The organism is Polaromonas sp. A23, assembly GCF_002001015.1.
In the GTDB taxonomy this organism is placed as follows: Bacteria; Pseudomonadota; Gammaproteobacteria; order Burkholderiales; family Burkholderiaceae_C; genus Polaromonas.
This window is the reverse complement of record NZ_MUNO01000043.1, coordinates 1-22,722: the sequence shown is the minus strand read 5'-3', so window position 1 is coordinate 22,722 and position 22,722 is coordinate 1. Positions and strand designations below refer to the sequence as shown.

Annotated in this window: 20 protein-coding genes, 1 pseudogene and 1 riboswitch; of the genes and pseudogenes, 13 read left to right on the top strand and 8 right to left on the bottom strand. The window is 59.5% G+C overall.

Going from position 1 to position 22,722, the window contains the following annotated elements; translation table 11 throughout:
* Window positions 1-94: 94 nt before the first annotated feature.
* Both B0B52_RS19150 and B0B52_RS22530 read right to left on the bottom strand, forming a co-directional pair.
* Entirely contained in the window at window positions 95-2,878 is a 2,784-nt protein-coding gene (locus B0B52_RS19150) for a DUF349 domain-containing protein (protein WP_254425772.1), read from the bottom strand.
* Between the two features lie 207 nt (window positions 2,879-3,085).
* Window positions 3,086-3,241 carry a hypothetical protein gene (locus tag B0B52_RS22530; protein ID WP_168173595.1) on the bottom strand — a complete coding sequence of 52 codons (156 nt, stop codon included), beginning with the start codon at window positions 3,239-3,241 and terminating at the stop codon, window positions 3,086-3,088.
* A 1,111-nt stretch (window positions 3,242-4,352) separates the two neighbouring features.
* Between B0B52_RS22530 and B0B52_RS19140 the strand changes: the two genes are divergently transcribed.
* From B0B52_RS19140 to nrdR, 3 genes are all read left to right on the top strand, one after another.
* Complete coding sequence (locus B0B52_RS19140) at window positions 4,353-5,225, top strand: lytic transglycosylase domain-containing protein (RefSeq protein WP_077595268.1); 873 nt, start codon at window positions 4,353-4,355, stop codon at window positions 5,223-5,225.
* 56 nt (window positions 5,226-5,281) lie between these two features.
* Window positions 5,282-5,411: riboswitch (ZMP/ZTP riboswitch) on the top strand.
* Window positions 5,412-5,455: 44 nt separating this feature from the next.
* On the top strand, window positions 5,456-6,700 hold the full coding sequence (gene glyA, locus B0B52_RS19135; RefSeq protein WP_077595267.1) for a serine hydroxymethyltransferase: 1,245 nt from the start codon (window positions 5,456-5,458) through the stop codon (window positions 6,698-6,700).
* Window positions 6,701-6,799: 99 nt separating this feature from the next.
* Window positions 6,800-7,249, top strand: coding sequence for a transcriptional regulator NrdR (gene nrdR / locus B0B52_RS19130; RefSeq protein WP_077595266.1), 450 nt, complete (start codon window positions 6,800-6,802; stop codon window positions 7,247-7,249).
* A gap of 18 nt (window positions 7,250-7,267) precedes the next feature.
* Here nrdR and B0B52_RS19125 read toward each other — a convergent pair whose 3' ends face one another.
* The 6 genes from B0B52_RS19125 to B0B52_RS19100 are packed head-to-tail and all read right to left on the bottom strand — an operon-like array spanning window position 7,268 to window position 15,489.
* The gene (locus B0B52_RS19125) at window positions 7,268-7,690 is read right to left on the bottom strand and encodes a type IV pilin protein (RefSeq protein WP_371327414.1); all 423 of its coding nucleotides are present in this window, start codon (window positions 7,688-7,690) and stop codon (window positions 7,268-7,270) included.
* A 52-nt stretch (window positions 7,691-7,742) separates the two neighbouring features.
* Window positions 7,743-12,437 (bottom strand): pilus assembly protein, encoded by a 4,695-nt coding sequence (locus tag B0B52_RS19120; RefSeq protein ID WP_077595265.1) that lies wholly within the window; start codon window positions 12,435-12,437, stop codon window positions 7,743-7,745.
* A 22-nt stretch (window positions 12,438-12,459) separates the two neighbouring features.
* Entirely contained in the window at window positions 12,460-13,074 is a 615-nt protein-coding gene (locus B0B52_RS19115; RefSeq protein ID WP_077595264.1) for a PilX N-terminal domain-containing pilus assembly protein, read from the bottom strand.
* Between the two features lie 14 nt (window positions 13,075-13,088).
* A complete protein-coding gene (locus tag B0B52_RS19110; protein WP_077595275.1) occupies window positions 13,089-14,327 on the bottom strand; it encodes a PilW family protein in 1,239 nt (412 codons plus the stop codon).
* On the bottom strand, window positions 14,324-14,845 hold the full coding sequence (gene pilV / locus B0B52_RS19105) for a type IV pilus modification protein PilV (RefSeq protein WP_077595263.1): 522 nt from the start codon (window positions 14,843-14,845) through the stop codon (window positions 14,324-14,326). The genes B0B52_RS19110 and pilV overlap by 4 nt, the downstream gene beginning before the upstream one ends.
* A 14-nt stretch (window positions 14,846-14,859) precedes the next feature.
* Complete coding sequence (locus B0B52_RS19100; protein ID WP_077595262.1) at window positions 14,860-15,489, bottom strand: GspH/FimT family pseudopilin; 630 nt, start codon at window positions 15,487-15,489, stop codon at window positions 14,860-14,862.
* A 78-nt stretch (window positions 15,490-15,567) separates the two neighbouring features.
* On the opposite strand from B0B52_RS19100, the gene ribD reads away from it, so the two are divergent.
* The 10 genes and pseudogenes from ribD to B0B52_RS19055 form a co-directional block, all read left to right on the top strand.
* Window positions 15,568-16,689 (top strand): bifunctional diaminohydroxyphosphoribosylaminopyrimidine deaminase/5-amino-6-(5-phosphoribosylamino)uracil reductase RibD, encoded by a 1,122-nt coding sequence (gene ribD, locus B0B52_RS19095; protein WP_077595274.1) that lies wholly within the window; start codon window positions 15,568-15,570, stop codon window positions 16,687-16,689.
* 54 nt (window positions 16,690-16,743) lie between these two features.
* Window positions 16,744-17,376 carry a riboflavin synthase gene (locus B0B52_RS22325; protein ID WP_139352019.1) on the top strand — a complete coding sequence of 211 codons (633 nt, stop codon included), beginning with the start codon at window positions 16,744-16,746 and terminating at the stop codon, window positions 17,374-17,376.
* A 3-nt stretch (window positions 17,377-17,379) separates the two neighbouring features.
* Complete coding sequence (gene ribBA, locus B0B52_RS22320) at window positions 17,380-18,492, top strand: bifunctional 3,4-dihydroxy-2-butanone-4-phosphate synthase/GTP cyclohydrolase II (RefSeq protein ID WP_139352018.1); 1,113 nt, start codon at window positions 17,380-17,382, stop codon at window positions 18,490-18,492.
* 3 nt (window positions 18,493-18,495) lie between these two features.
* A complete protein-coding gene (gene ribH, locus B0B52_RS19085; protein WP_077595261.1) occupies window positions 18,496-18,960 on the top strand; it encodes a 6,7-dimethyl-8-ribityllumazine synthase in 465 nt (154 codons plus the stop codon).
* Window positions 18,961-18,991: 31 nt separating this feature from the next.
* Window positions 18,992-19,510: a transcription antitermination factor NusB gene (gene nusB, locus B0B52_RS19080; protein WP_077595272.1), complete on the top strand. Its 519-nt coding sequence runs from the start codon at window positions 18,992-18,994 to the stop codon at window positions 19,508-19,510.
* Window positions 19,511-19,546: 36 nt separating this feature from the next.
* Window positions 19,547-20,743, top strand: coding sequence for a pyridoxal phosphate-dependent aminotransferase (locus B0B52_RS19075; RefSeq protein WP_077595273.1), 1,197 nt, complete (start codon window positions 19,547-19,549; stop codon window positions 20,741-20,743).
* 40 nt (window positions 20,744-20,783) lie between these two features.
* Window positions 20,784-21,179, top strand: a complete 396-nt coding sequence (locus tag B0B52_RS19070; RefSeq protein ID WP_077595271.1) for a YbgC/FadM family acyl-CoA thioesterase — start codon at window positions 20,784-20,786, stop codon at window positions 21,177-21,179.
* Complete coding sequence (gene tolQ / locus B0B52_RS19065; protein WP_077595260.1) at window positions 21,176-21,868, top strand: protein TolQ; 693 nt, start codon at window positions 21,176-21,178, stop codon at window positions 21,866-21,868. Before B0B52_RS19070 ends, tolQ begins: the two co-directional genes overlap by 4 nt.
* 161 nt (window positions 21,869-22,029) lie before the next feature.
* A complete protein-coding gene (locus B0B52_RS19060) occupies window positions 22,030-22,461 on the top strand; it encodes a biopolymer transporter ExbD (RefSeq protein WP_077595259.1) in 432 nt (143 codons plus the stop codon).
* Between the two features lie 19 nt (window positions 22,462-22,480).
* Window positions 22,481-22,722: pseudogene (locus B0B52_RS19055) on the top strand (protein TolA); the annotation flags it as partial.

The following is a 22,722-nucleotide window of genomic DNA, read 5'->3' as shown; positions in this document are numbered from 1 at the left end:
GGTTAGGGGTGGGAGTGGGGAGTTACGCCTACTGCCGAAGGCAAACCGGAGGCGCAGCGTGAAGCAAAAAAATCCCCGAACCCGAATTCCAAACTCAGCGCTTAAGCAGCGCCTTCAGCACATTCTGCAACCGCCGCACATGCGTTGCATCGTAAGGTGCAGCCAGCACTTTGGCCGCATCCTCACCCCAGGTTTGTGCAGGCGTCGGGTCATTGCGCTTGGTCAGCAGCACCAACTGCAGCATGCGGCGCGCACTCAGGTGCTCCGCAGGCGTTGGCAGCTCGGCAGCGATTTCCAGGCGCAACAGCGTGTCAGCGGCATCGCCCTTGGGCGCTGCCGACAAGGCCTGCGTCCAGGCGCTGCGCGTAGCTGGGGTCACCAGCTTGCCCAGTTCCTGTGCGGCGGGCACCAGGGCCGGGTCGCGGTTCTCCCAGGCTTTGAGCAGGTTGGTCAACACCTCGCCGTGGGCCTGTTCGGACAACTTTCTCAGGGCCTGCTGGGCGTGTTCAAACGCTTCGCGCTGTGCGCGGAAAGCGGCATCGCCCAGGCGCGGGCCGCGCTCTTCGTAAGCGGGGCGGCCGCGGTCTTCACGTTCGGCGCGGTAGGGTTCGAACTTGTTGTCGGCCGGCCGGCCGCCACGCCCATCGGGCTTGCCGCCCGGTTTGCGGTCGCCAAACTTGCCACCGCGTCCTGCGGGCGCAGCTTCGGCCTTGCGCATGCCGGGGCGGTCGTCGCCGCGCATGGCCACCACAGGCTTGGCAGATTTCGGGGGTGGCGCTGGCGGCGCGGCAGCGGCGGGGGCTTCGACGCCCTCCTCTGCTGCAGGCTCTGCGGCTTCCGCCGGAGCGCTTTCTTCAGCTATGGTTTCAGGAGCTGCTTGCGCAGGTGCATCAAGGGCTGGAGCCTGATCTGATTCAACATTTTGCGGTGCGGCGGCATCTGCAACCGGTGCGCAGGCGGCGGGAGCCTCTGTTGCGGCGGGCTTGAACTGGCCGCGCAGGCCGGCTTCCAGGTCTGCCATGGCAGTGCGGATTTTTTGCACGTCACCCGTGGCATTGGCCGCGTCGAGTGCCTTCGACAGCTCCAGCACCATGCGGTCGTGTTCGCCCAGGGCAGACGCGGCTTTCTCGCGCTCGGCCGTCTTGCGCTGGAAGGCGTCGTCGATCGGCTTGCGGAAAGCGTCCCACAGTTTTTGCTCCTGCTTGCGCTCGATCGGCACGGCCTGGGCCTCGTGCTGCCAGCGCTGCTGCAGGTGCTTGACGGCGTCGATGTGCAGTTGCGGCTCGGCGCCCAGCACCTGCGCTTCTTCAATCATGGCTTTGCGGTGCGCCAGGCTTTCGGCGCGCGCGGCTTTCAGCGGTGCATCGGCGGCGTCCATGGCAGCTTTCCACTGCGGCTGGACCTCGGTAAAAGCTTTCTCGCTCAAATGGCCAGCGGCTGTCCATTTTTCAACGAAGCCATTGAGGCTGCGAATCTGGTATTTCCAGTCGGTGTTGCCCTTGTTGGCTTCTGCCCAGGCCAGCACTTCTTCAATCAGCACGCGGCGCTCGGCCTTGACGGCTTCGCTTTGCTCCTTGACCTTCTCGAGCCACACCTCGACCACCTTGTGAGCTTCGTTGCAGGCATCGTCAAACCGTTTCCACATGGCGTGGTTGGGCGTACCGCCCTGGTCGCTGGTTTTCCACTGCTCGCGCATGGCACGCAGCGCTTCCTGCTGCTTACGCCCACCCAATGGTTTGGCAACCAGTGCTTCGGCCTTGGCCACCAGTTCTTCGCGGATCTGGTCGGCACGCCAGCGCTGCCAGCCTTCGAGTTCACCGGCCGCAGTTAGCGCGGCGTGCGCTGCGGCTTCGAGTGCGGTGTCGATGTTGCGGATGTTTTCCTTGAGCGCCTGGCGCAGCTCGGCGGCGACCTTGGGTGTGGACTTGCCGTGGCCTTCGGTCACTTCATGCTCGAGTTTGGCGAGCGCGGCCTGCACGATGGCGGTCGATTTTTCGCGCATGTCCTTGAGCACGGCGGGATCAATTTTTGCCTTGGGTGCACGCGCGGGCTGATCACCCGCTGTGGCATCACCTGCACGCGGCAGGCCACGTGCACCACGCAACTCGTCGGCCCAGACCGGCACGGCCGGCAGCGGCGCGGCGGCATCTTCGGCAGCAGCAACGGCCAGAGAGAGCGCAGCCTGGAAGGCTTCCCACACGGCCAGCAGCTGGCCGCGCGAGGCATCAAGCATGGGCGGAAACTTCGCGTCCACGCTGGACCAGTTGGCGTCTTGCGCCAGCTCGTCGGCTTCGGCTTGCCAGTGCGTCACGTCGGCACGCAGTGCGTCCCACGCGGCCTGCGCGTCGCGCCATGACTTGGTGGACAACACTTCCACGCGCTGGGCCATCAGCACGGCGGCTTCGCGCTGCACCTGGGCGCGGTGCTGCAGGTCTTCAATCGTTTTGACACGGTCAGCCAGCTGCGCTTTCAGGCCGGCCAGCGGCTCGCGTGACAGCGGTGCACCAGCCTTGGCGGCGTCGCGCTGCCAGGCCAGGGCATCAGCCATGTTGAGTTTCTTCAGGGCCAGCAGGGCATTGCCCTTTTCAGCCCATTCGGCGGCCACGGTTTCCTGGCTTTTCAGACGTTTGGCTTCGTCCAGCTTTTCCTTGAGCGGCTTGGCAGCACCCTTGTCGCGATTGGCCAGGTCTTTGTAGACCTCGGCCATCTGCTCGGCGCTGGGGCCGGTGGCCAGCCATTCACGAATACGCGCCGTGCGCTCGCCGGACGTGGGGGCGGAGAAAGCCCCGCCGGTCAGGCCGTCCAGTGGATGGCTCTCCGCGCTTTTGGTGGAAGGCGTTTTCACGGCGGTGGTTTCGGGCGTGGCAGATTTGGACATGAGGGAACGCAGCATATAAATAAGTGGGACTGGCGAAGCAGGATCTTCGGGAAATCGGGAAATTGCAGGTCTGCCTCTTGGAATCTCGGGCTGTTGGCGTCAACAGGCAAAGGCAGGACCGGCGTAAAAAAGAGGAGCCGCTGGGCAAATGCCCGCGACCCCGACCCAAGCTTCAGAAATAAAGCAATCCGGCTATTTTCGCTGTTTTTAGGGCATCGCCAAATTAAGTTCGGCGCGCGGTGTCCATTTGGCGCCAGCAGGAACACTTTTGGGTGCACCCAGAAAGCGCCTGCCGGGCGCAATACCACTGACAGCGAGGTAATCCCTCACCGCCACAGTGCGCTGCACGGCCAGCTCGCGCATGGCCTTGCCCTCGCCAAATGAGGGACGGACAGCGCCAGTCGCAGGAGTGACTGCATTTCTGCATCTATATATAGCGACGCCTGATTTTTCCCTTGGGCCGCCCTGGGGAAGGCGGACTGTTTTCCGGCCCTGCAACAAGCGCCGGCAGGCTGCCGGCTTTGACGATGGCGAGGTCGCTGAGAGTCAGCTCTAGCGACGAGGCCGCGCGGCGATGCCTGCGCGGGGAACACAGCACACCTTCCGCGTTGCCGGGAAGAGACTTGAAGAAACCGGGGAGTTGGGAGAGCTTGCGTTTCAGTTCATTGCCGGGCATAGGTCTTGAGTCTTGGACATGCGGAGGAAAAGGTCGATGACTGATTTGGCTGATTGGCAAAAGGCCGGGCCCAAATAAAAACCCCGGGCAGCCAGGCCGACCGGGGTTGACGGCGGGCGTAATGCTCATGCCGTCGGGCTTCGCAAAGAAGAGAAGATCGTCTCCAGTGCGATGAAAGCAAGTGATTGCTCTCAGTTTGACCGGGGTTGGTTACCCGGTTGATGCTTGAGGTACTCAAGCAATTGCAGATTAAACCTGCAGGGCCCTGGGTGCAAGTCGTAATTTGTAATGAAAAACCGCCCGGCGATTGCCCTTTTCTTGGAGATTTACATTTTGCGGTTTTGTCCTACAGACAGATCGGAAACCTGCCGAGACAGGCGCCGAAAAACGGCTGATTGAATGCTCCCGCACATTCTCCGGAAAATGCTGCAAGCGCTTGAGTTTAAAGCGAATCACTGTCAGGACGTACAGTCTTTCGCTGGTCCAGCTGGCCGAAATGGCGGATTTAGAGCTCTTCCTCAAACCGCCCCGAAAACGGGGGAAACAGGCGGTTTCAAGCCGAATTTACTGTTTTAATATACAAATAAGTCTATTGATTTATTTTTATATTATTGACAAGTTATTTAGACCCCTCATAGAATCCGCCGTCCCCACCCAAAACCGAGGGACAACCCGAATCCGCTGCCGAACCCGGCAAAGTCAGACAAAGGGTCAACACCCCCAAGGCAAGGCCTTGGTTTGATGGCGACCCAATCAAAGCGTGCGGCTCAAAAAGCCGGACGCGTAGAAAGGAGTGCTATGACAGCGCTAGGACAATCCAGTTTCGCATCCACGATGCGGACACTTCAGAAAAACGTGGGCAGCAGTCTGGCAAACATTGCAGACGACATTGCCCAGGGTTTCTTTGAAATCACCCACAACAGCTTTGCACTGCTCGGCCTGGCCGTGGTGTTTGCCGTGATCACGCTGACTGCCCGGCCCGACCTGCGTCAGGCCGGAGAATCCCGCCTGCGCGTCTGGCTGCATGAACGCCAGGAAGCCGCCATCGGCTTCACCGAGCCCGAGGCCATCGACCGTGCCACCGCGGCCAACCCCAAAGACCTGCCCCGCCAGCAGGCGGCTGTGGCCTTCTGGCTCAGCAAAAAATACAACGTGGCCCCCGAGCCCCTGAGCGTGCTGGTTGCCGAAGCCTTTGAAATTGGCCAGAAAGCCAAGCTCGATCCGACCTTGATCCTGGCCATCATGGCCATCGAGTCCGGCTTCAACCCGTTTGCACAAAGCCCGGTGGGTGCCCAGGGCCTGATGCAGGTCATGACCAACGTCCACCACGCCAAGTACGAAAACTTCGGCGGCAAGCTGGCGGCCTTTGATCCGGTGACCAATCTGCGCGTGGGCGTGAAGGTGCTGCAGGAATGCATCGCCCGAGCTGGTTCGGTGGAAGCCGGCCTGCGGTTCTACGTGGGCGCTGCCAACCTCGAAAGCGACGGCGGTTACGCCGCCAAAGTCATGGCCGAGCATGCACGCCTCCTGGCCGTCGTGAGCGGACGTGCGCCGGCCTACGCGCCAGCCGTTCGGCCGCCGTTGGCCATTCCTGCGTCCTTGCCCGCTACTGCAGGCGAGCAACCCAGTGAGAAGCCCCTCGACAAAGTGGCAAGCCTGGCAACCTCCTGAGTTGCTCGGGTCTTTCCCGGGCTCGCGGAAGGCTTGGGCCTCGAGTCCGTTACACTAGCAAGGTGCGCGACTGGCGATAGGCAACCCCTTCAAACAGGGCGATTGCTGACGTGGGATACCACTGGGAAGCGCACCGCTGACGTCAACGGTGACCACAGCGTTCAGCCGTTCGCCTGGGCAGCCCTTGTTTCATGCCTGCCATGACAGGGACCACGTCTTGAAGGACTGCCATGTACGACCGCACCATTCTTGTGGAACAAACCGACCCCGAACTGTGGGCCGCCATCCTTGCTGAAAACGCGCGCCAGGAACACCACATCGAGCTGATTGCCAGCGAAAACTACGCCTCGCCCGCCGTGATGGCCGCGCAGGGCTCACAGCTCACGAACAAATACGCCGAAGGCTACCCCGGCCGCCGCTACTACGGTGGCTGCGAGCACGTGGACGTGGCCGAGCAACTGGCTATTGACCGCGTCAAGAAAATCTTTGGCGCCGACGCCGCCAACGTGCAGCCGCATTGCGGCGCTTCGGCCAATGAAGCCGTGTTCCTGGCCTTTCTCAAGCCCGGCGACACCATCATGGGCATGAGCCTGGCCGAAGGCGGCCACCTGACCCACGGCATGGCTCTCAATATGAGCGGCAAATGGTTCAACGTGGTTTCCTATGGACTCAATGACAAGGAAGAGATTGACTACGAGGCCATGGAGCGCAAGGCGCACGAGACCAAGCCCAAGTTGATCATCGCCGGCGCATCGGCTTATTCCCTGGGCATCGACTTTGCGCGTTTTGCCAAAGTGGCCAAAGATGTAGGCGCCATCTTCATGGTCGACATGGCGCATTACGCCGGGCTGATCGCCGCCGGCATCTATCCCAACCCCGTACCGCACGCCGATGTGGTGACGTCGACCACCCACAAGAGCCTGCGCGGCCCGCGCGGCGGCATCATCCTGATGAAGGCCGAGCACGAAAAAGCCATCAACAGCGCCATCTTCCCCGGTTTGCAGGGCGGCCCGCTGATGCACGTGATCGCGGCCAAGGCCGTGGCCTTCAAGGAAGCCTTGACGCCCGAATTCAAGGCCTACCAGCAGCAAGTGCTGAAGAACGCAAAAATCGTTGCGGAAACCCTGACGCAGCGCGGCTTGCGCATCGTCAGCGGCCGCACCGAAAGCCACGTCATGCTGGTCGACCTGCGCGCCAAGGGCATCACGGGCAAGGAAGCCGAAGCCGTGCTCGGCAGTGCGCACATGACCATCAACAAAAACGCGATTCCCAACGACCCGGAAAAGCCGATGGTCACCAGCGGCGTGCGCATCGGCACCCCGGCCATGACCACCCGTGGCTTCAAGGACGAAGAGGCGCGTTTGACGGCCAACCTGATCGCCGACGTGCTCGACAACCCCCGCGACGCGGCAAATATTGATGCGGTTCGCGCCAAGGTCAACGCCTTGACCAGCCGCTTCCCGGTTTACCGCTGAATATGCGACACGGCGCAGTTACTATGCTTTTGATAGCAGTCTGCGCCCGCCGTACAAGGGTTGAAGGCCAATAATGCTTATAAATTCAGGCAAAACAGCATGAAATGCCCTTTCTGCGGCAATCTCGAAACCCAGGTGGTTGAAACCCGGGTGTCGGAAGACGCAGACTTCATACGCCGCCGGCGCCAGTGCGGCGCGTGTGAAAAACGTTTCACCACCTATGAGCGGCCCGACGTCAACTTCCCGGCCATCGTCAAAAAGGACGGGCGCCGTATCGAGTACAAGCGCAGCAAGATCCTTGACTCCATGAACCTGGCGCTGCGCAAGCGCCCCGTCAGCACGGAACAGGTGGACTCGGCCATCGAGCGCATCGAAGAGAAACTGCTCAACCTGGGCTTGCGCGAAGTGCCCTCTGCCCGCCTGGGTGAGCTCGTCATGCGCGAGCTTAAAAAGCTCGACAAGGTGGCTTACGTGCGCTTTGCCAGTGTGTACCGGAGTTTTGAGGATATTGACGAGTTCAAGACGCTGGTGGATGAGGTCAGGCGCTAGAGGCTGTCAAGGGCTGTTTTAGCGGTTCCAGCACGTCGCGGTGACGTTCGCATCTGTCGATGCAACAGACTGCCCCTTGACACCGAGGTTGGTCAGCGTCAGGTTCCCGCAAATACCGTCGACCCATCCACTGGGCGTTGCCGTCAGCGTGAAAGAAGTTGCGTCGGAAACAACCGCTATGTCATAACGTTTGTCGCCTTGAGTTGGCGACACGGCAAGCGTACTCGGCAAACTCACCGCAGCGTAAGTGAAATTGCTGGACCGTTGGCGCTCCATGAATTGCGCCGCCTCAAGCATGACGGTTTTCGCGTTAGCTCTATAGCCTCGCTGAATGTATGCCGTGTATGACGGAATGGCAATGGCAGAAAGAATGCCAATAATGGCCACCGTGATAATCAGCTCAATCAGCGTGAAGCCGCTGTTTCGGTTGTTTCGTATCACTTGATATCCTTTCGCACTGAATTGCCAATTACTTGTCACGCAGCAGCCATCGTTATTTCAGCTGACGCCAGATTTGGCGGGTCACGCTGGAGGTCGTTGGAGCTTTAGACAAGTCCACCTTGAGAACCTGAGTTGTGCCGCATACGCCGTTGATACAAACTGTCTGCTGACCACCGGCACTGGTGTCATACGACGTGGTCGAGATCGTATCGTTGAAGATGGTTTGGCTGATGTACAGCGCCGGTGGACCATTGTCCTGCAACACGAACACACCTCGGGGAGAACCACCGCGAACACGTATCGAATTGGCAGCAAGCGAGCTGAAAACCTTCCGATATCCCCCTGTCAAGGCGTCAACCCCGGTAATCCACGCGTCCAGGCCGGCCTCGCAATCATCCGTACTGGGCACGATCGAGGTAAACAGGAAAGCGTCAACCACGCCGGTCACGGTGTAACGAACCGGCGGCGCGATCACCCTTTCCCCAGGGGTAACATTGGTACCGGTCAACGGAACCACCCAGCCTTTTTTCCCGGCAACCGTATACCACGCGGTTGCCGGATCGGACGAAGTAGTACGCGTATCACTGGTGACTCCAGCAACCGGCGCCGGCATGGTAATGGTCATCGTGGTCAAATCGGCCTCTGCCACAAATGGTGTGGTGTTCGGCGTATGAAGCAGATCGTCATAAACACCATACAAGGCCTGCACAGTGGTAGTGGCGGGATCCGCAGCGCTCAAATAGCTGCCTGTTCCAAAATAAATCATCTTCCCGCCGGTGGTCAGGGGAGAAGCAGGCGCCGCGCCTACCTTGATCTCGGCGGTAATAGGCCGACCGGTAGGGGTTGTGTAAATCAGTGCCCCGGTGGAAGGCCAGTTGGACATATTGGAGTCGCTCAGATCGAACCGCCAGATATTGCCCTTGTAGTCAGAGCCATAAACATATTCGATGGTGTCCCGGTTCCCTGAGGCCTTGCGGACCACCTCCGTAGAGCCCATTCCGTTACCCGTCACGAGCGCATTGGTCGGAATGACTTTCAAAATGACCCCGTCGCTCAGCCTGACCACGAAGAGATTGGCCGTGCCAGCGGTGCTGTTATAGCCATTGCCAAAGATCGCAACCCAGGTTCCGTTCGCAAGCTTGCCTATCCCCGGCCGACCCATGATTTTCCCGAATTTCGCAACCTCTGTCGGATTCGAAGCAGTCAATGACGCATCATTGATTTCCCACAAAATGCTGTTCGCCGAGAAGGTTTTTGAACTGGCGTTGATCGCAAAGACCGTCTTGACCCCCGTGCCACCGGCAGCAACCACCACTGTGCGCCAGTTGGTGGTGGCATCGCCGGGCACGGTCATCTTGGCGTGCCCCACCGTGATGGCACCGTCCACGAAATTCTGGTGAAGATAGCCGGGGTCGGGCAAATACTTGATGTTGGCTCGGGCCGCCTGTGGCATGAACCCCAACAGCTCACCGCCGCCTGTGGCGTCCGGCTCAGCATCAAAAATATGGAAAAACCCGTTGTTGGTGCCAACCGCCAGGGTTTCAAAGTTAATGGAAGTCAAAAAGGCCGTGTAAGTTGCGTCGCTCAAGGTGTAATCCAGATCCTTCCGTGAAATGATCTGCGGGTCAGAGTTGACAACGTCACCCAGCACAGAGCCATAGTCGGCAGCAGCCGTGCTACCGCGGTTGCGGAAAGCCCCGCCTTTGCGCTCTTCCCCAGTTTTGTCTCCAAGCAAATAGGCATAAGTCGATGCATTGACAAAGTCAGTCTGTTCGGCCGCAGACAGCGAGCCAAAGCCGGTGCTTGTCAGCGCAACAGGTGCAGTGGAGCCCCCGCGGCCGAGGAAGAGTTTCGTGCGCGATGCCGGCACGGGAATCTTCGAAGAAGCCTCCCAAGTAGGCGTATTGGAGACATCACCATTTGTAGCGACGCCAAAAGCGTACAGACGCGAAGACCATGTCAACGAATCGTAGTTGGCCTGGTAAATCGCTGCGGAACCCAGACTACGCTGACCCACACCCACCACGCTGGTACTGGCCACCGCAGCCAGTGCCGCTGCGGAACGGAAGGCTTTGCCCATTTGGTCAGGCAATTCCGCAGGATTGCTGATCTTGAAGTAGTTGGTGGGATTGCCCTGGGCATCCGTCACGCCGGCGCCACCATATTTTGCGGCGTACCAGAGCGGGTCTCTGGGCACGTAACTCGCGCCAGTGGTTGACGCGGAAAGGGTAAAGGTCCGGGTCGCATTGCTGTTGGAAATGGCCGTTCCGTTCGCGGGTATGCGGCCACCAGCGGGCGTCGGGTCTTGCCCAGGCCGCGTGTCCAGATAATAAACTTGACTGCCTGCAGAAACGCCCCGCACTTCCAGGTACACACCATCTTTTGTAGTACCCGAAATAACATACCCCATATTTTGCTGGGCGCAGGTTGCCTGGTAGTAGCTGTCCATCCTCACGGTCAGGGTGCCGTCGGCATTCACTGACATGGTGTAGTAGGCATTGGCATCGGCCTCGTTGTCACCGCCTTGGTCACCGTCTGAAAAGCTCACCATGAAGCGGGCAAAAGGCCGGCCTGAATTGATGGTGGGCTCAGTATTGACAACGGGCGAGTTGGCAATGCGGTCAATAAATACGCCTGTAATCAATCCCGTGGGTTGAAATCCTGTCGGAGTGGAAGTTGGGGATGCAGGATTGCCGCAACCGCCGACCATTTTTGAAAAAGGCACCAGGGATACTTTTTTTCCGGCAGATGTGAGTTCCAGACGAGGCACAACACTTCCAAGGGCCACCGAGATGGTATCTACCTTGGCATTAACGGTTGGGCTAGAAGAGGTGGGACGGATCGGAACGCCGGTTGTCCTGGCAAAACGGGCGACACTGGCGGCATGAAAACTACCCTGGGATGTTGTTTCATCAGGCGCATGACCCCGAACATTTTTGAATGTTGTGGAAGTGACAGGCTTCGCGGTAGGGTTGCCGTCGTAGTTGGTTGCAGAAGATTGCCCGACGAAAAAGCTCTGGGATGTCGGGAATTCCACAGCCCCAATTGCATCGGCCTCGGAGGAAACATTCAAACCGGGTAGCTCGACAGCTGCCGGCAGTGCCGTCCCGTAACCTGTTGCTGGCGTATACGCCGCCCCAGGCAGCTGGTCGGAATCAAAGCTGGTGATCGGGTCGGCAATAACCATTTGCACCGGTCTTGAACAGATAGGACTCCCGCCGCTTGCCTTGGGCCGAAACGGGTTTAGCCAAGTGTCCTTTGTCGGCAGGGTAAGCCGCGTATCTGGGCTCGTTGCGCCTGAAACACCGGTAACAAATGCCGCCGTGGGTTGTTTGTCGGTGAAGTAACGCAGCCCCTCGTACATCATTTCTGCTACCGGAGCCCCCCACATGGCACACACACCCTGTTGCCGCAAACTGGTCCACTGAAAGCCGCAGGTATAGAGTTGGTCACCGATGTTGAAGCCATAGTTAGTCAACCGGTCAATCGTTTTTGCGATACCCACTGTCGCGGTGAACTGGCCTGTCGCTGCATCAATTTCGTCGCTGAAACTGCCGATATCCTTTCGCAAGACACCGCCTGAATAATTGTTGAGGTAGGAGCCTGTCAGCAAGCCAAACTTCAATTGGTCATTGGTTGAATAGTCATGCAGCACACCTGTCGGCTTCCAGATGGTCGGTGCGGCTTTCGGATAACCGGTGCAACCAGCTTCCCGCACGCCTGCAATGGCAACGCACGCCTCGACACGAATTACCGGTGGGGTCACAAAAGCGGAGAAGGTATTTGCGCTGTAGCTGGTACCGCTGGAAAAACCGGGAAGACCGTATGAAATGGCAGTCGGAGTGGGGTTGGTGACACGTCCGCCTGGCCTTGAATATCCTGTCGAGCCGGCAGCGCCGCCCACAGGCCGCTCGCTGGAAGCCCACAACCAGACCCGGTCGATATTGATATCAACGTTTGCGATAGCCCTCATCGTAGGTGTCGCCAACCCCGTGTAGACCGTCGACGCCGACCCTTCACTTTTCATGAGGAAGATATGCATCTTCCCTGATGTGGGGGCAGACATGGGCGTGTAGTTCTGAATCAGGTAACTGTCGGTACCTGTCGGCGAAGGGCGAAATTCCTTGCCCCAAATATGACTTTCCGGAGGAATGTGCGCCGCCTCCAGAACTGTGGTGGTGGTGCTATCCGTGGTTCGTTGTCCACCGTAAAGAACCTTGCGCAACGCGTCCATGCGCGAGGTAGCCATCCAGTTCATCCAGTTTCCGTGCCACCGCGCGGTCGCTTGTGAAGCACAGCCATTGGTCGAACTGGCGACAGCGACAGGGACGAACCGGTTAGGAGTCACGCCTGTATCGTATTTGTAGCACCTGTCGGAAACGAAATATCCGTAATAGGTAAACGCCGGATTGAATCCGACGTCGACCAATCCGTCATTGTTGAGGTCACTGGTGTCGTTATATGCCGCGTAATAAAGCCGATGGTCCCGGCTCATGGTCAGCATCACAAGACCGGGCGCACTTTTGAGTGCCAACAAGGGCACGGCCTCTATGTTCACCGTGGTCTGTGCCGCGGCCTGCCGAAGCGGGGCACCACAGAGCACCACCAAGGCAACCAACATGCCCAGCAGCTTCACAGCCAGAGCGGCTTGCGGTCGCCAAGTCAAGGCAGCAAGGCCCGGACATCGGGCCGACATCCCGGCATTTGCTTCACCCGTGTTCACGGAAAAATCAGATGACTTGTTCATAGCTAGACCTCTTGAAAACTTTTTAAGGCGTTGTCGTCTTGATGTACATGACCTGCAATACAACCTCGGCTTTACCCGACCCCCCGGTGCTGCGCGTGGTCACCCGATAGGTGTACGTGGTACTGCCGCCCGCAGCCACCGTACTGAGCAACTCAATCACATACTTGGCATTTTCCGAATTGCTTGCATATTTGGTTCCCACAGAAGCCGCGCAACTTGCCCAGCTAAAAGGCGTGGTCGTGCCGCAATCGGTTGCGGATACCGTGGCCCCGACGCCTTGATCCCAGAAGCTTGAACTACCACCTTGGGCAAACGGCGTGGCATAGTGGCCCAGATTGGTCACGGCAAATCCGCCCGTCTCAATCACCGTCAAGGCTTCTTTGCCAGCACTCTCAGCGGATTGAAAGGAAAAGTTCCGGTCAACCACATTACCGGTCATTCGCTCGGAAAGCGTCGTATTGCGAAAACCGATCACGCTGATCACCATGAGCATGGAAAGCAATACAAGACCGACGATCAGCGTCATGCCACGCTGCGAACCCAAGCGCCCCGATGAAATAGCAAATTCTCCCTTGCTAGGAAACGACAATTTGCTACTATTTTTATAGCGCCGTGAGATAACAGATTTTCTGGACATATTTGCCCTTGGCCTTATCGTGCAGCCACGCTGTTGCGCAGAACCACGGTTGTCGAAAACTCCTTGCGGAGTCGATTCGCCGAAGCGCCGGATGGGAGGGTATAGGTTTGCCCCAGCAAGGTGGGCGTCGTCAAGGTCACCCCGGGGTTTGCATTGTCGTCCGCACTGATCATCATCAGGCCGACGCGCACGGCGACCACACGCGACCAGTCGGTAACGCTTGCTGCCGTTGTACGCCACTCATCTGCCACAAGATTTGGCACGCAAGTCGCCGGGATAGGCGAGGTCAAGGCACACGGGTCACTGGTGACGCTGTCTGTGCCCAAAGTGTTCTCTCCATAATGCAACTGCAGGCTTTCCACGTTGGAGACAATCTCTTCCGCCGCCAACCGTGTATTGCCGTTGAACGTCACCCGGTAAAGACTGGGTGTAGTGGCGCCCGAGCGAGTTGCGACGTAAAAGAAATTCCATCGCATCAGGCTGACGATGGCACCAGGTTTGGCACCGTCATCGGGCCCATATAAATAACTCGAGGCAAAAGTACCCCCTGCGTTACCCAGGCCAGTGTCATGCGCAATGGAGTAAACGCCGGCACTCACGCTGACTTTTCCATCAAAAACGGTGGACGAGTCGCAATCTGAAACAACCATGTTGTAGGCGCCCCCGTTCAGGGTGGCATTACGCCAGCCGTAAGGATCGGCAGCAATCGTCAGCGTGGAGGTGGTCGTGCCCATGGGGGCACTGACCGCCACGCTCTCCGTACTGCCCCCGGAGAACAGCAAACTGTCGGTGCCGCTGGACGACGGCGCAGCACCCGACGCGAACATGCCGCTTGGCACGTTGTCAAACCCGCGAATGAAGTTGAGCGGCGTGAGCGGCTGAAGAATGACTTCGGCGCTGGAAGTCTCGATCTGGGCCAGCGGATTGGCCCCGTTTATCCCGCTCGGACTGCCGGATGAAAGTACGCTGGTGGGGTAATAAGTCGTTATCGCCCCAACAGTGACTTTTTTAAGCCCGGCACAACCCGCAAAGCCGGCCATTCGCAATTCCTTCGAAATGGCATCAAGCGCGAAAGTCCCATCTTCCTGCAATCTACCGGTATTTTCCTGAAAACGGAATGATTGCTTGGCCGCAACGTACACAGATGACAGACCTATCAAAACCGCAAGGCTCAGAACAAGCGCAATCAGCAACTCGACCAGCGTCATACCGCGCTGCCGAGTTGTATTGCTGCGGAGCATCTTTTTATTCATAGCCGCAACTCAAAGTTAACAGTCTTCCAGGCCGCAGCTGAATTGTCGGTACACAGCGTGCGCGCCGCGTCACTCAAAGTTCCCAGGCAGTTAGACCAACGAACCTCAATCTCCATCTTGCGCTGCCCTGCGCTCACAGTACTGGTGATTTTCCCATCGCCCTGCGGCAACTGGACCGCCAAGGCCTCCAGCCATTCTTTTTTGTCACGCTCCGCGATGCTTGTGGGGCTGGTGGGAGCCACGTCCGCATAAGTCGTGATGTATTGACTGGTCGCAGACATTGCAACCACCGGATTGGCGCGGATCCGGTCGGCCATATCTGCGGCGAGCTGACTGGCTTTGGACATTGCCTCTGAAGACGCGGCATTCGAAACACCGCTCACCAGAAGGCCTGCGACACCCAGCAACCCAAATGACAGAATGACCAGGGTCACCAGGACCTCGATCATGCTGAAGCCGGCGTGATTGCTCTTCAAGCCCATGCGGCTGTTCGATCGAAAATAAAAATTTGATTGCATGATTGAGTCTGGTTCTAGTCCACATCGCAACTTGCGTTACTGGCCACACGGGTGGTTCGAACCCGGCCCGTCACACTCAGGACCAGGCAGTATTTTTCACTCGTGTCATCAAAAAACCAGAATGAACGGTTGGCAGAGGCCCCCGTGGTGGTAATCAACCGCCCCACTCCGTTATAGGTGAAATAGTTAAGCGTACCTGTCTGGCCCGCACTGATCGGCCCCGTCGGTGCGGCCACAATCTCTACACGAGTAACAGCTGTCGCGCCGGTTGTATCTGCCGTCGGAGCAATTCCGTTGTTGGCGGTGCCGGTAGCATCAACAAATACCGTCCAGCCATTGGTCCAGGCTCCGGCGGTTGTATTTGCCGCAACCGTAACTCTCGCGTCTGATCCGCGCTTGACAGCTTCCGAGCGAGCAAGGCTCAGCGACACCTGCAGCGCCGAAGCCGCCGCCGAAAGACGATTGCGACGCATGAGTTCAGTGAATGAAGGCGCTGCGAGAGCGACCAGAACTCCAACGATGGCGATCACCACCATCAACTCCACCATGGTGAACCCGGCCAACTTGCGCCAGTTTTTTTGAGAAAGTCCTGGGTGGAATCGACGATTGTCGAAACCCACACCAAGCGAAGTTTGTCCATGCATGAGCGGAATAGTACGCAAATGAAATGGTCCGGAGGTTACAGTACCGACGAACGGTTACATCAATTCGCCAAGCGGCAAATGCAAAACTCACCCCCTCCACCACTAACAAGCCAGATACAACGCGCCCTGCGCCTGGCGTCCGACGGGCGGTTAATAACCCCACCTAACCCGAGCATCGGCTGCATGATCTTCGATTCAGGCGGGCACCTGCTGGGAAAAGGCCACACTCAAGCCGTCGGCGGCCCCCACGCCGAGGTCATGGCGCTGCGCGACGCGGCCGAGCACGGATGTTCCGTCAGTGGCGCTATCGCCTACGTCACCCTTGAACCGTGTTCCCACCATGGCCGCACCGGCCCCTGCTGCGACGCGCTGATTGCCGCAGGTATCCAAAAAGTGGTGGCGTCGATTGCAGACCCCAATCCGCTGGTGTCAGGCCAGGGTTTTGAGCGCTTGCGGGCCGCAGGCATTGAAGTCGAAGTCGGCCCCGGTGCAGAGGAGTCCCGTGAGCTGAATATCGGCTTTTTCAGCCGGATGATCAGAAAGGCACCCTGGGTCCGGATGAAAGTTGCGGCGTCCCTGGACGGCAAGACTGCGCTGGACAATGGCAAGAGCCAGTGGATCACCTCCGATGATGCCCGCGCTGACGGCCATGCATGGCGGGCCCGCTCGTGCGCAGTACTCACCGGCATAGGCACCGTGCTGCAAGACAATCCGCGCCTTGACGTCCGGCTGGTCGATACCCCGCGCCAGCCGCATCTGGTGGTGGTGGACAGCCGGCTGGAAACGCCACTAGATGCTCATCTTTTTATAGCTAGCCGCGCGCTCTACATCTACGCTTCCGAACAAAATGATGCAAAAAAGGCGGCCCTGGAAGCACGTGGCGCCACCGTTATTTACCTGCCCGGCCCGCATGGCAAGGTGGATCTCGCGGCCATGATGCGCGACTTGGCGCAGCGCGAGGTCAACGAAGTGCATGTCGAGGCCGGGCACAAACTCAATGGTTCCCTGATACGCGAGGGGCTTGTCGACGAGTTTGTGGTTTACCTGGCGCCCAAATTCATCGGGCAAGGTGCTGGGATGGCCAACCTGGGTCCGTTCACAGAACTGTCGCAAGCCATACCTCTGCAGTTTCGCTCGACCGACAGGTTAGGGCCTGACCTTCGTATCGTCGCCAGAGTCGAGGGACGGGACCGGTTTTAGACCCTCTTTGGGCCTTGCCCCGTAGGGCTCGGCAATCTCTGCGAAAATGCTGGCATGTTTACCGGAATCATTACCGGCGTGGGGCGCATCGTCGCCATCCATAGCCTGGGCAGCTCTTTGGACCATGGCAAGCGACTCACCATCGAAGCGCCATCGTCTTATCTCGATGACGTGGGTCTGGGTGACAGCATTGCACTCAATGGCGCCTGCATGACGGTCACGACGCTGATTCCCGAAAAAAACCAGTTCCTGATCGAAATATCGGCCGAATCGCTTGCCAAGACCAGTGGCTTGACGGACACCGGCCCCATCAATCTTGAAAAAGCGTTGCGCGCCAACGACCGGCTGGGCGGGCACATCGTTGCCGGGCATGTCGACGGCATCGGCACCATCACGCATTTCGCGCAGGTGGGGGAAAGCTGGGAGCTGCGCATCCTGGCGCCGCGCGAACTTGCCAAATACCTTGCCTACAAGGGCTCCATCACCGTCAACGGCGTCAGCCTCACAGTCAACCGGGTCGCTGACTTGAGCGACGGCAAAGGCTGCGAAATCAGCATCAACCTGATTTCACACACCGTAGACAACACCGCTCTGGGCCATCTGCGCCCACAATCGCAGGTAAACCTCGAAATTGACCTGATCGCGCGTTACGTCGAACGCATGCTCCAGGATGAAAAGAAAAACTGAACCATGACCATTGCCATCTCTCCTGTTAAAGACATCGTGGCCGACATGCGGGCTGGCCGCATGGTCATCCTGGTCGATGAAGAGGACCGTGAAAACGAGGGTGACTTGGTGCTGGCGGCTGACCACGTCACCCCGGAAGCCATCAACTTCATGGCGCGTTACGGTCGTGGATTGATCTGCCTCACATTGACGCGTGAGCGTTGTGAGCTGCTGCAACTGCCGCCCATGGTCGCGCGCAACGGCACAAAAATGGGCACGGCCTTCACGGTGTCCATTGAAGCCGCTGAAGGCGTAACCACCGGCATTTCGGCAGCTGACCGTGCCCGCACGGTGCAGGCTGCTGTGGCGAAAGATGCCAAGGTCAGCGACCTGGTGCAGCCCGGCCATATTTTCCCCTTGCAAGCGGTTGATGGCGGGGTGCTGATGCGCGCTGGCCATACCGAAGCAGGCTGCGATCTTGCTGGCATGGCGGGTTGCTCACCAGCCGCCGTGATTTGCGAAATCATGAAAGACGACGGCACCATGGCCCGGCTACCCGACCTGCAGCTGTTCGCTGCCGAGCACGGCCTGAAAATCGGCACCATTGCCGACCTCATCGAGCACCGCAGCCGCCACGATTCCCTCATCGAAAAAATCGGCAGCCGCACGCTCAACACCGCTTTTGGCGAGTTCACCGCTCACGCTTTCAAAGATAAGACCAGCCATGGCCTTCACCTGGCCCTGGTCAAGGGCCAATGGTCGGCCGATGACACCGTGGCAGCGCGCGTGCACGAACCGCTGTCGATTCTGGACGCGCTGGAAACCGGGCGGCCCATGCACTCATGGAGCCTGGACCAAAGCCTGGCTTATATTGCCAAGGAAGGCAAAGGCGTGGCCGTGCTGCTCAATTGCGGAGAGAGCGCGGCACAGTTGCTCGAACAATTTGAAGGCACTGCCCGCGCCAGCCAGGCACCGGAGCGTGGCCGCATGGATTTGCGCACCTATGGCGTGGGCGCGCAAATTCTGCGTGAATGCGGCGTGCACAAAATGAACCTGATGGGCAACCCGCGCCGCATGCCCAGCATGACCGGTTACGGCCTGGAAATCATCGGCTACATCACCAACAAAAAGGATTGAATCGTGTTTGGTGCAGAAAAAGGAATATCGGACAAGCTCGACGGCAAAAAGCTTTGCATCGGCATTGTTCAGGCACGTTTCAACGAAAGCATCACCAATGCCCTGGCCAAGGCCTGTTGGCAAGAGCTGCTGGCCCTCGGCGTCGAGGAAAAGAACATCCACCACGTCAAAGTGCCGGGGGCGCTTGAAATTCCATCGGCCCTGCAAGCCATGGCCGAGCGCGACCGGTACGACGCACTGATAGCGCTGGGCTGCATCATCCGCGGTGAAACCTACCACTTTGAACTGGTCGCCAATGAAAGCGGCACGTCGGTCAGCCGCCTGGCGCTGGACTACCAACTGCCTATCGCCAATGCCATCCTGACGGTTGAAAACGTGGCTCAGGCTGAAGCACGGCAAACCGACAAAGGCCTCGACGCCGCACGTGTTGCTGTGGAAATGGCCAACCTGCTGAATGAACTTGCCTGATACCTCGCGCCTTCCCTACCGAACAAGCTCCATGACTGAAAAGACACCTGCCAAAGCAAAACGTCCACCGCAAACCCGCACCGGCCTGACCGACACCGGCGTGAAGAAAGCGGCTGACAAATCCGCTCGCACGCGTGCGCGGGAGTTTGCCCTGCAGGCGCTTTATCAACACCTGGTTGGCCGCAACGAAGCGTCATCCATCGATGCCTTCACCCGCGACCTGGTCGGTTTTCACAAAGCCGACTCCGCCCACTACGACGCCCTGCTCCACGGCTGCATTGAGGGCGCCGAAGCCTTGGACGCCAGCATCACCCCGCTGCTTGACCGCAAGATGGCGGAGATATCGCCGGTTGAACATGCCGTGCTATGGATAGGCGCCTATGAGTTCAAGCACTGCCTTGACGTGCCCTACCGCGTCGTCATCAATGAATGCATCGAGCTGGCAAAGGCCTTTGGCGGCACCGACGGCCACAAGTATGTCAATGGCGTGCTGCACAAGCTGGCCCCCGAGTTTCGTGCAGCAGAAGCCGCTGCCGACAAAAAAGCCTGAGCGCCCAACGTGAGCGACATGAGCGACATGAGCGACATGAGGATAGCCCGGCGCGCCCAACGCATTGAGCCCTTTTATGTGATGGAGGTTGCCAAAGCGGCAGCGGCCATGGCCAAGGAAGTCGCCCACAGCGCGCAACCCATGATCTTCCTGAACATCGGCGAGCCGGACTTCACTGCACCGCCGCTGGTCCAGCAGGCCGCCGCCCGCGCCATCCACGACGGCAACACGCAGTACACGCAGGCAACCGGCCTGCAGCCGCTGCGCGAGCGCATCAGCCACTGGTACGCCACACGCTTTCAGGCCGACGTTGCACCCGGCCGCATCATCATCACCGCCGGCGCGTCTGCGGCCCTGCAGCTGGCTTGCCTGGCACTGATTGAAGCCGGCGACGAGATCCTGATGCCCGACCCCAGCTATCCCTGTAACCGGCACTTTGTCAGCGCCGCCGACGGCAACGCCGTGCTGGTTCCCACCACGGCCGAAGAACGCTTCCAGCTCAGCGCAGCCAAGGTGCAGGCCGCCTGGACAGACAAAACGCGCGGCGTGCTGCTGGCCTCGCCGTCCAACCCGACCGGCACATCGATTGCGCCGGAAGAGCTGCGGCGCATCCATGAGTTTGTGAGCAGCCGCGGCGGGATCACACTGATCGACGAGATTTACCTGGGCCTGAGCTACGAAGAACACTTCGGCCACACCGCGCTTGCCATGGGTGATGGCCTGGGCGACAACATCATCAGCATCAACAGCTTCAGCAAGTACTTCAACATGACGGGTTGGCGTCTTGGCTGGCTGGTGGTGCCCGAGGCGCTAGCGCCCGTGATCGAACGCATCGCGCAAAACCTGTTCATCTGCCCCAGCACCGTGGCACAACACGCAGCGCTGGCCTGTTTCGAACCAGAGAGCCTGGCGGAGTACGAGCGCCGACGCGCCGAGTTCAAAGCCAGGCGCGACTATTTCATCCCCGAACTCAATCGCCTGGGCCTGACGGTGCCCGTCATGCCCGACGGCGCTTTTTATGCCTATGCGGATTGCACAAAAGCCGCCGCCCGGCTGGGCGTCCGCGGCAGCTGGGACCTTGCGTTTGAGCTGATGAAACGCGCGCACCTGGCAGTCACGCCAGGACGCGATTTCGGAACGATGGCGCCGGACCAGTACATCCGATTTTCCACGGCCAATTCGATGGCCCAACTGAAGGAAGCCGTCGCCCGGCTGGAGAAGGTTCTTGGCTGACGCAGCCGGCGCACTGAAAGCCGCCACCTTCCAGTGGCCCATGCGGGTTTACTGGGAAGACACGGACGCCGGCGGCATTGTGTTCTATGCCAACTACCTGAAATTTTTTGAACGTTCGCGCACCGAGTGGCTCAGATCACTGGGCATCGAGCAGCAACGCCTGCGCGAGACCACGGGAGGCATTTTTGTGGTGACGGAAACCACCGTGCGCTACCACCGCCCTGCCCGCCTCGACGATGAACTGATTGTTACTGCCCGTTTGATCGAAAAAGGCCGGGCGTCCTTGATAATTGGACAAAGTGCGCTATTAAAATCAGAGCATACGCCAGCACTGCTCACCGAAGGCACGATACGCATCGGCTGGGTTGACGCGGCCAGCTTGAAGCCCGCCAGAATTCCTGCCAACATCCTTGACCGTCTGGAAACCACAACATGAATCAGGATTTATCCATCGTCAGTCTTATTCTCAACGCCAGCTGGGTCGTCCAGGGCGTGGTGGCTTTGCTGGTGGGTGTGTCGATTGCCAGCTGGGCTGCCATCTTCCGCAAGATCGTCTCGCTCAAGCGTGTGCAGTCGCTCAACGACGAGTTTGACCGCGAGTTCTGGTCCGGCACCAGCCTGAACGACCTGTACGCTGCAGCCACCCAGAACGCCAAACACAGCGGCCCGATGGAACGTATTTTTGCCAGCGGCATGCGCGAGTTTCAAAAACTGCGCGAGCGCCGCATGGCCGACCCCAGCACTTTGCTGGACGGCGCCCGGCGCGCCATGCGCGCCAGCTACCAGCGCGAGGTTGATGCGGTTGAGGCCAACCTTTCTTTCCTGGCCACGGTCGGCTCGGTCTCGCCTTACGTCGGTCTGTTCGGCACCGTCTGGGGCATCATGCACGCCTTCACCGGTCTGGCTGCGCTGGAGCAGGTCACGCTGTCGAGTGTGGCTCCCGGCATCGCCGAGGCGCTGGTGGCCACGGCCATTGGCCTGTTTGCCGCCATTCCGGCGGTGGTGGCCTACAACCGCTTTGCCCACGACATCGACCGCGTGGCCAACAAGCTGGAGACCTTCATCGAGGAGTTCTCCAACATCCTGCAGCGCAACCTGGGCGCGACCTCGCCTTCGGGTCACTAGAGATGTGGGCCCTCGCGCTTGTCGCTGCGCGTGCCTTCGGCGGTGCGCTGCCCCTTGCACGAAGAAGAGGGGCCGCTGCGCCTGCGGCCCGGCTAAGCCGGTTCCGCGGCCCCGGCCGGTCTGGGTCCGAACTCCCCGCGCGCGTCGCTTAGGAGAACAACATGCCAGCAGTTTCATCCCGTGGCCGTGGCCGCCGCACCATCAGCGAAATCAACATGGTGCCGTTTATCGACGTGATGCTGGTGCTGCTCATCATCTTCATGGTGACGGCGCCACTGATCACACCCAGCGTGATTGCACTGCCCAAGGTCGGCAAGGCACCAGGACAGCCGCCCAAACCGATCCAGATCGAGATCAGCAAGGACGAAGTCATTCAGATCAAATCTGCAGGCACGACCACACCGGCCAAACTCAGCGATGTCGGCGCCAAGATCAAGCGCCTGCAGCCAGCGGTACCGGCCGGAGAGCAAGTCACACCGGTAGTCATCAGCGCCGACAAGACCATCAAGTACGAAACCGTGGTCAAGGTGATGGATGCGCTTAACAAAGCCGGCGTGGCCCGCGTCGGCCTGTCCGTACAGACCGGCAGCTGAGCCAAAGTAGCTTGCCACCATGCCTAGCGCCTCGGACCGCCATCTCTCTGACCCGCAGCATGACGCGGGCAAGCTGCGGGCATTCGGGCTGGCTCTGCTGGTCCACCTGCTGCTGCTGGGCGCGCTGACCTGGGGGGTGAACTGGAAGCGCAGCAATCCGGACATCTCTTTTGATGCCGAGCTCTGGTCCAGCGTGCCGCAGGAAGCGGCACCCAAGCCTGTGGAAACGGCGCCACCCCCCCCTCCCCCGCCGTCCAGGCC

Coding starts and splice junctions, on each gene's coding strand:
- B0B52_RS19150 (WP_254425772.1), bottom strand. CDS start 2,878: ATGTCCAAATCTGCCACGCCCGAAACCACCGCCGTGAAAACGCCTTCC.
- B0B52_RS22530 (WP_168173595.1), bottom strand. CDS start 3,241: ATGCGCGAGCTGGCCGTGCAGCGCACTGTGGCGGTGAGGGATTACCTC.
- B0B52_RS19140 (WP_077595268.1), top strand. CDS start 4,353: ATGACAGCGCTAGGACAATCCAGTTTCGCATCCACGATGCGGACACTT.
- glyA (WP_077595267.1), top strand. CDS start 5,456: ATGTACGACCGCACCATTCTTGTGGAACAAACCGACCCCGAACTGTGG.
- nrdR (WP_077595266.1), top strand. CDS start 6,800: ATGAAATGCCCTTTCTGCGGCAATCTCGAAACCCAGGTGGTTGAAACC.
- B0B52_RS19120 (WP_077595265.1), bottom strand. CDS start 12,437: ATGAACAAGTCATCTGATTTTTCCGTGAACACGGGTGAAGCAAATGCC.
- B0B52_RS19115 (WP_077595264.1), bottom strand. CDS start 13,074: ATGTCCAGAAAATCTGTTATCTCACGGCGCTATAAAAATAGTAGCAAA.
- B0B52_RS19110 (WP_077595275.1), bottom strand. CDS start 14,327: ATGAATAAAAAGATGCTCCGCAGCAATACAACTCGGCAGCGCGGTATG.
- pilV (WP_077595263.1), bottom strand. CDS start 14,845: ATGCAATCAAATTTTTATTTTCGATCGAACAGCCGCATGGGCTTGAAG.
- B0B52_RS19100 (WP_077595262.1), bottom strand. CDS start 15,489: ATGCATGGACAAACTTCGCTTGGTGTGGGTTTCGACAATCGTCGATTC.
- ribD (WP_077595274.1), top strand. CDS start 15,568: ATGCAAAACTCACCCCCTCCACCACTAACAAGCCAGATACAACGCGCC.
- B0B52_RS22325 (WP_139352019.1), top strand. CDS start 16,744: ATGTTTACCGGAATCATTACCGGCGTGGGGCGCATCGTCGCCATCCAT.
- ribBA (WP_139352018.1), top strand. CDS start 17,380: ATGACCATTGCCATCTCTCCTGTTAAAGACATCGTGGCCGACATGCGG.
- nusB (WP_077595272.1), top strand. CDS start 18,992: ATGACTGAAAAGACACCTGCCAAAGCAAAACGTCCACCGCAAACCCGC.
- B0B52_RS19075 (WP_077595273.1), top strand. CDS start 19,547: ATGAGGATAGCCCGGCGCGCCCAACGCATTGAGCCCTTTTATGTGATG.
- B0B52_RS19070 (WP_077595271.1), top strand. CDS start 20,784: ATGCGGGTTTACTGGGAAGACACGGACGCCGGCGGCATTGTGTTCTAT.
- tolQ (WP_077595260.1), top strand. CDS start 21,176: ATGAATCAGGATTTATCCATCGTCAGTCTTATTCTCAACGCCAGCTGG.
- B0B52_RS19060 (WP_077595259.1), top strand. CDS start 22,030: ATGCCAGCAGTTTCATCCCGTGGCCGTGGCCGCCGCACCATCAGCGAA.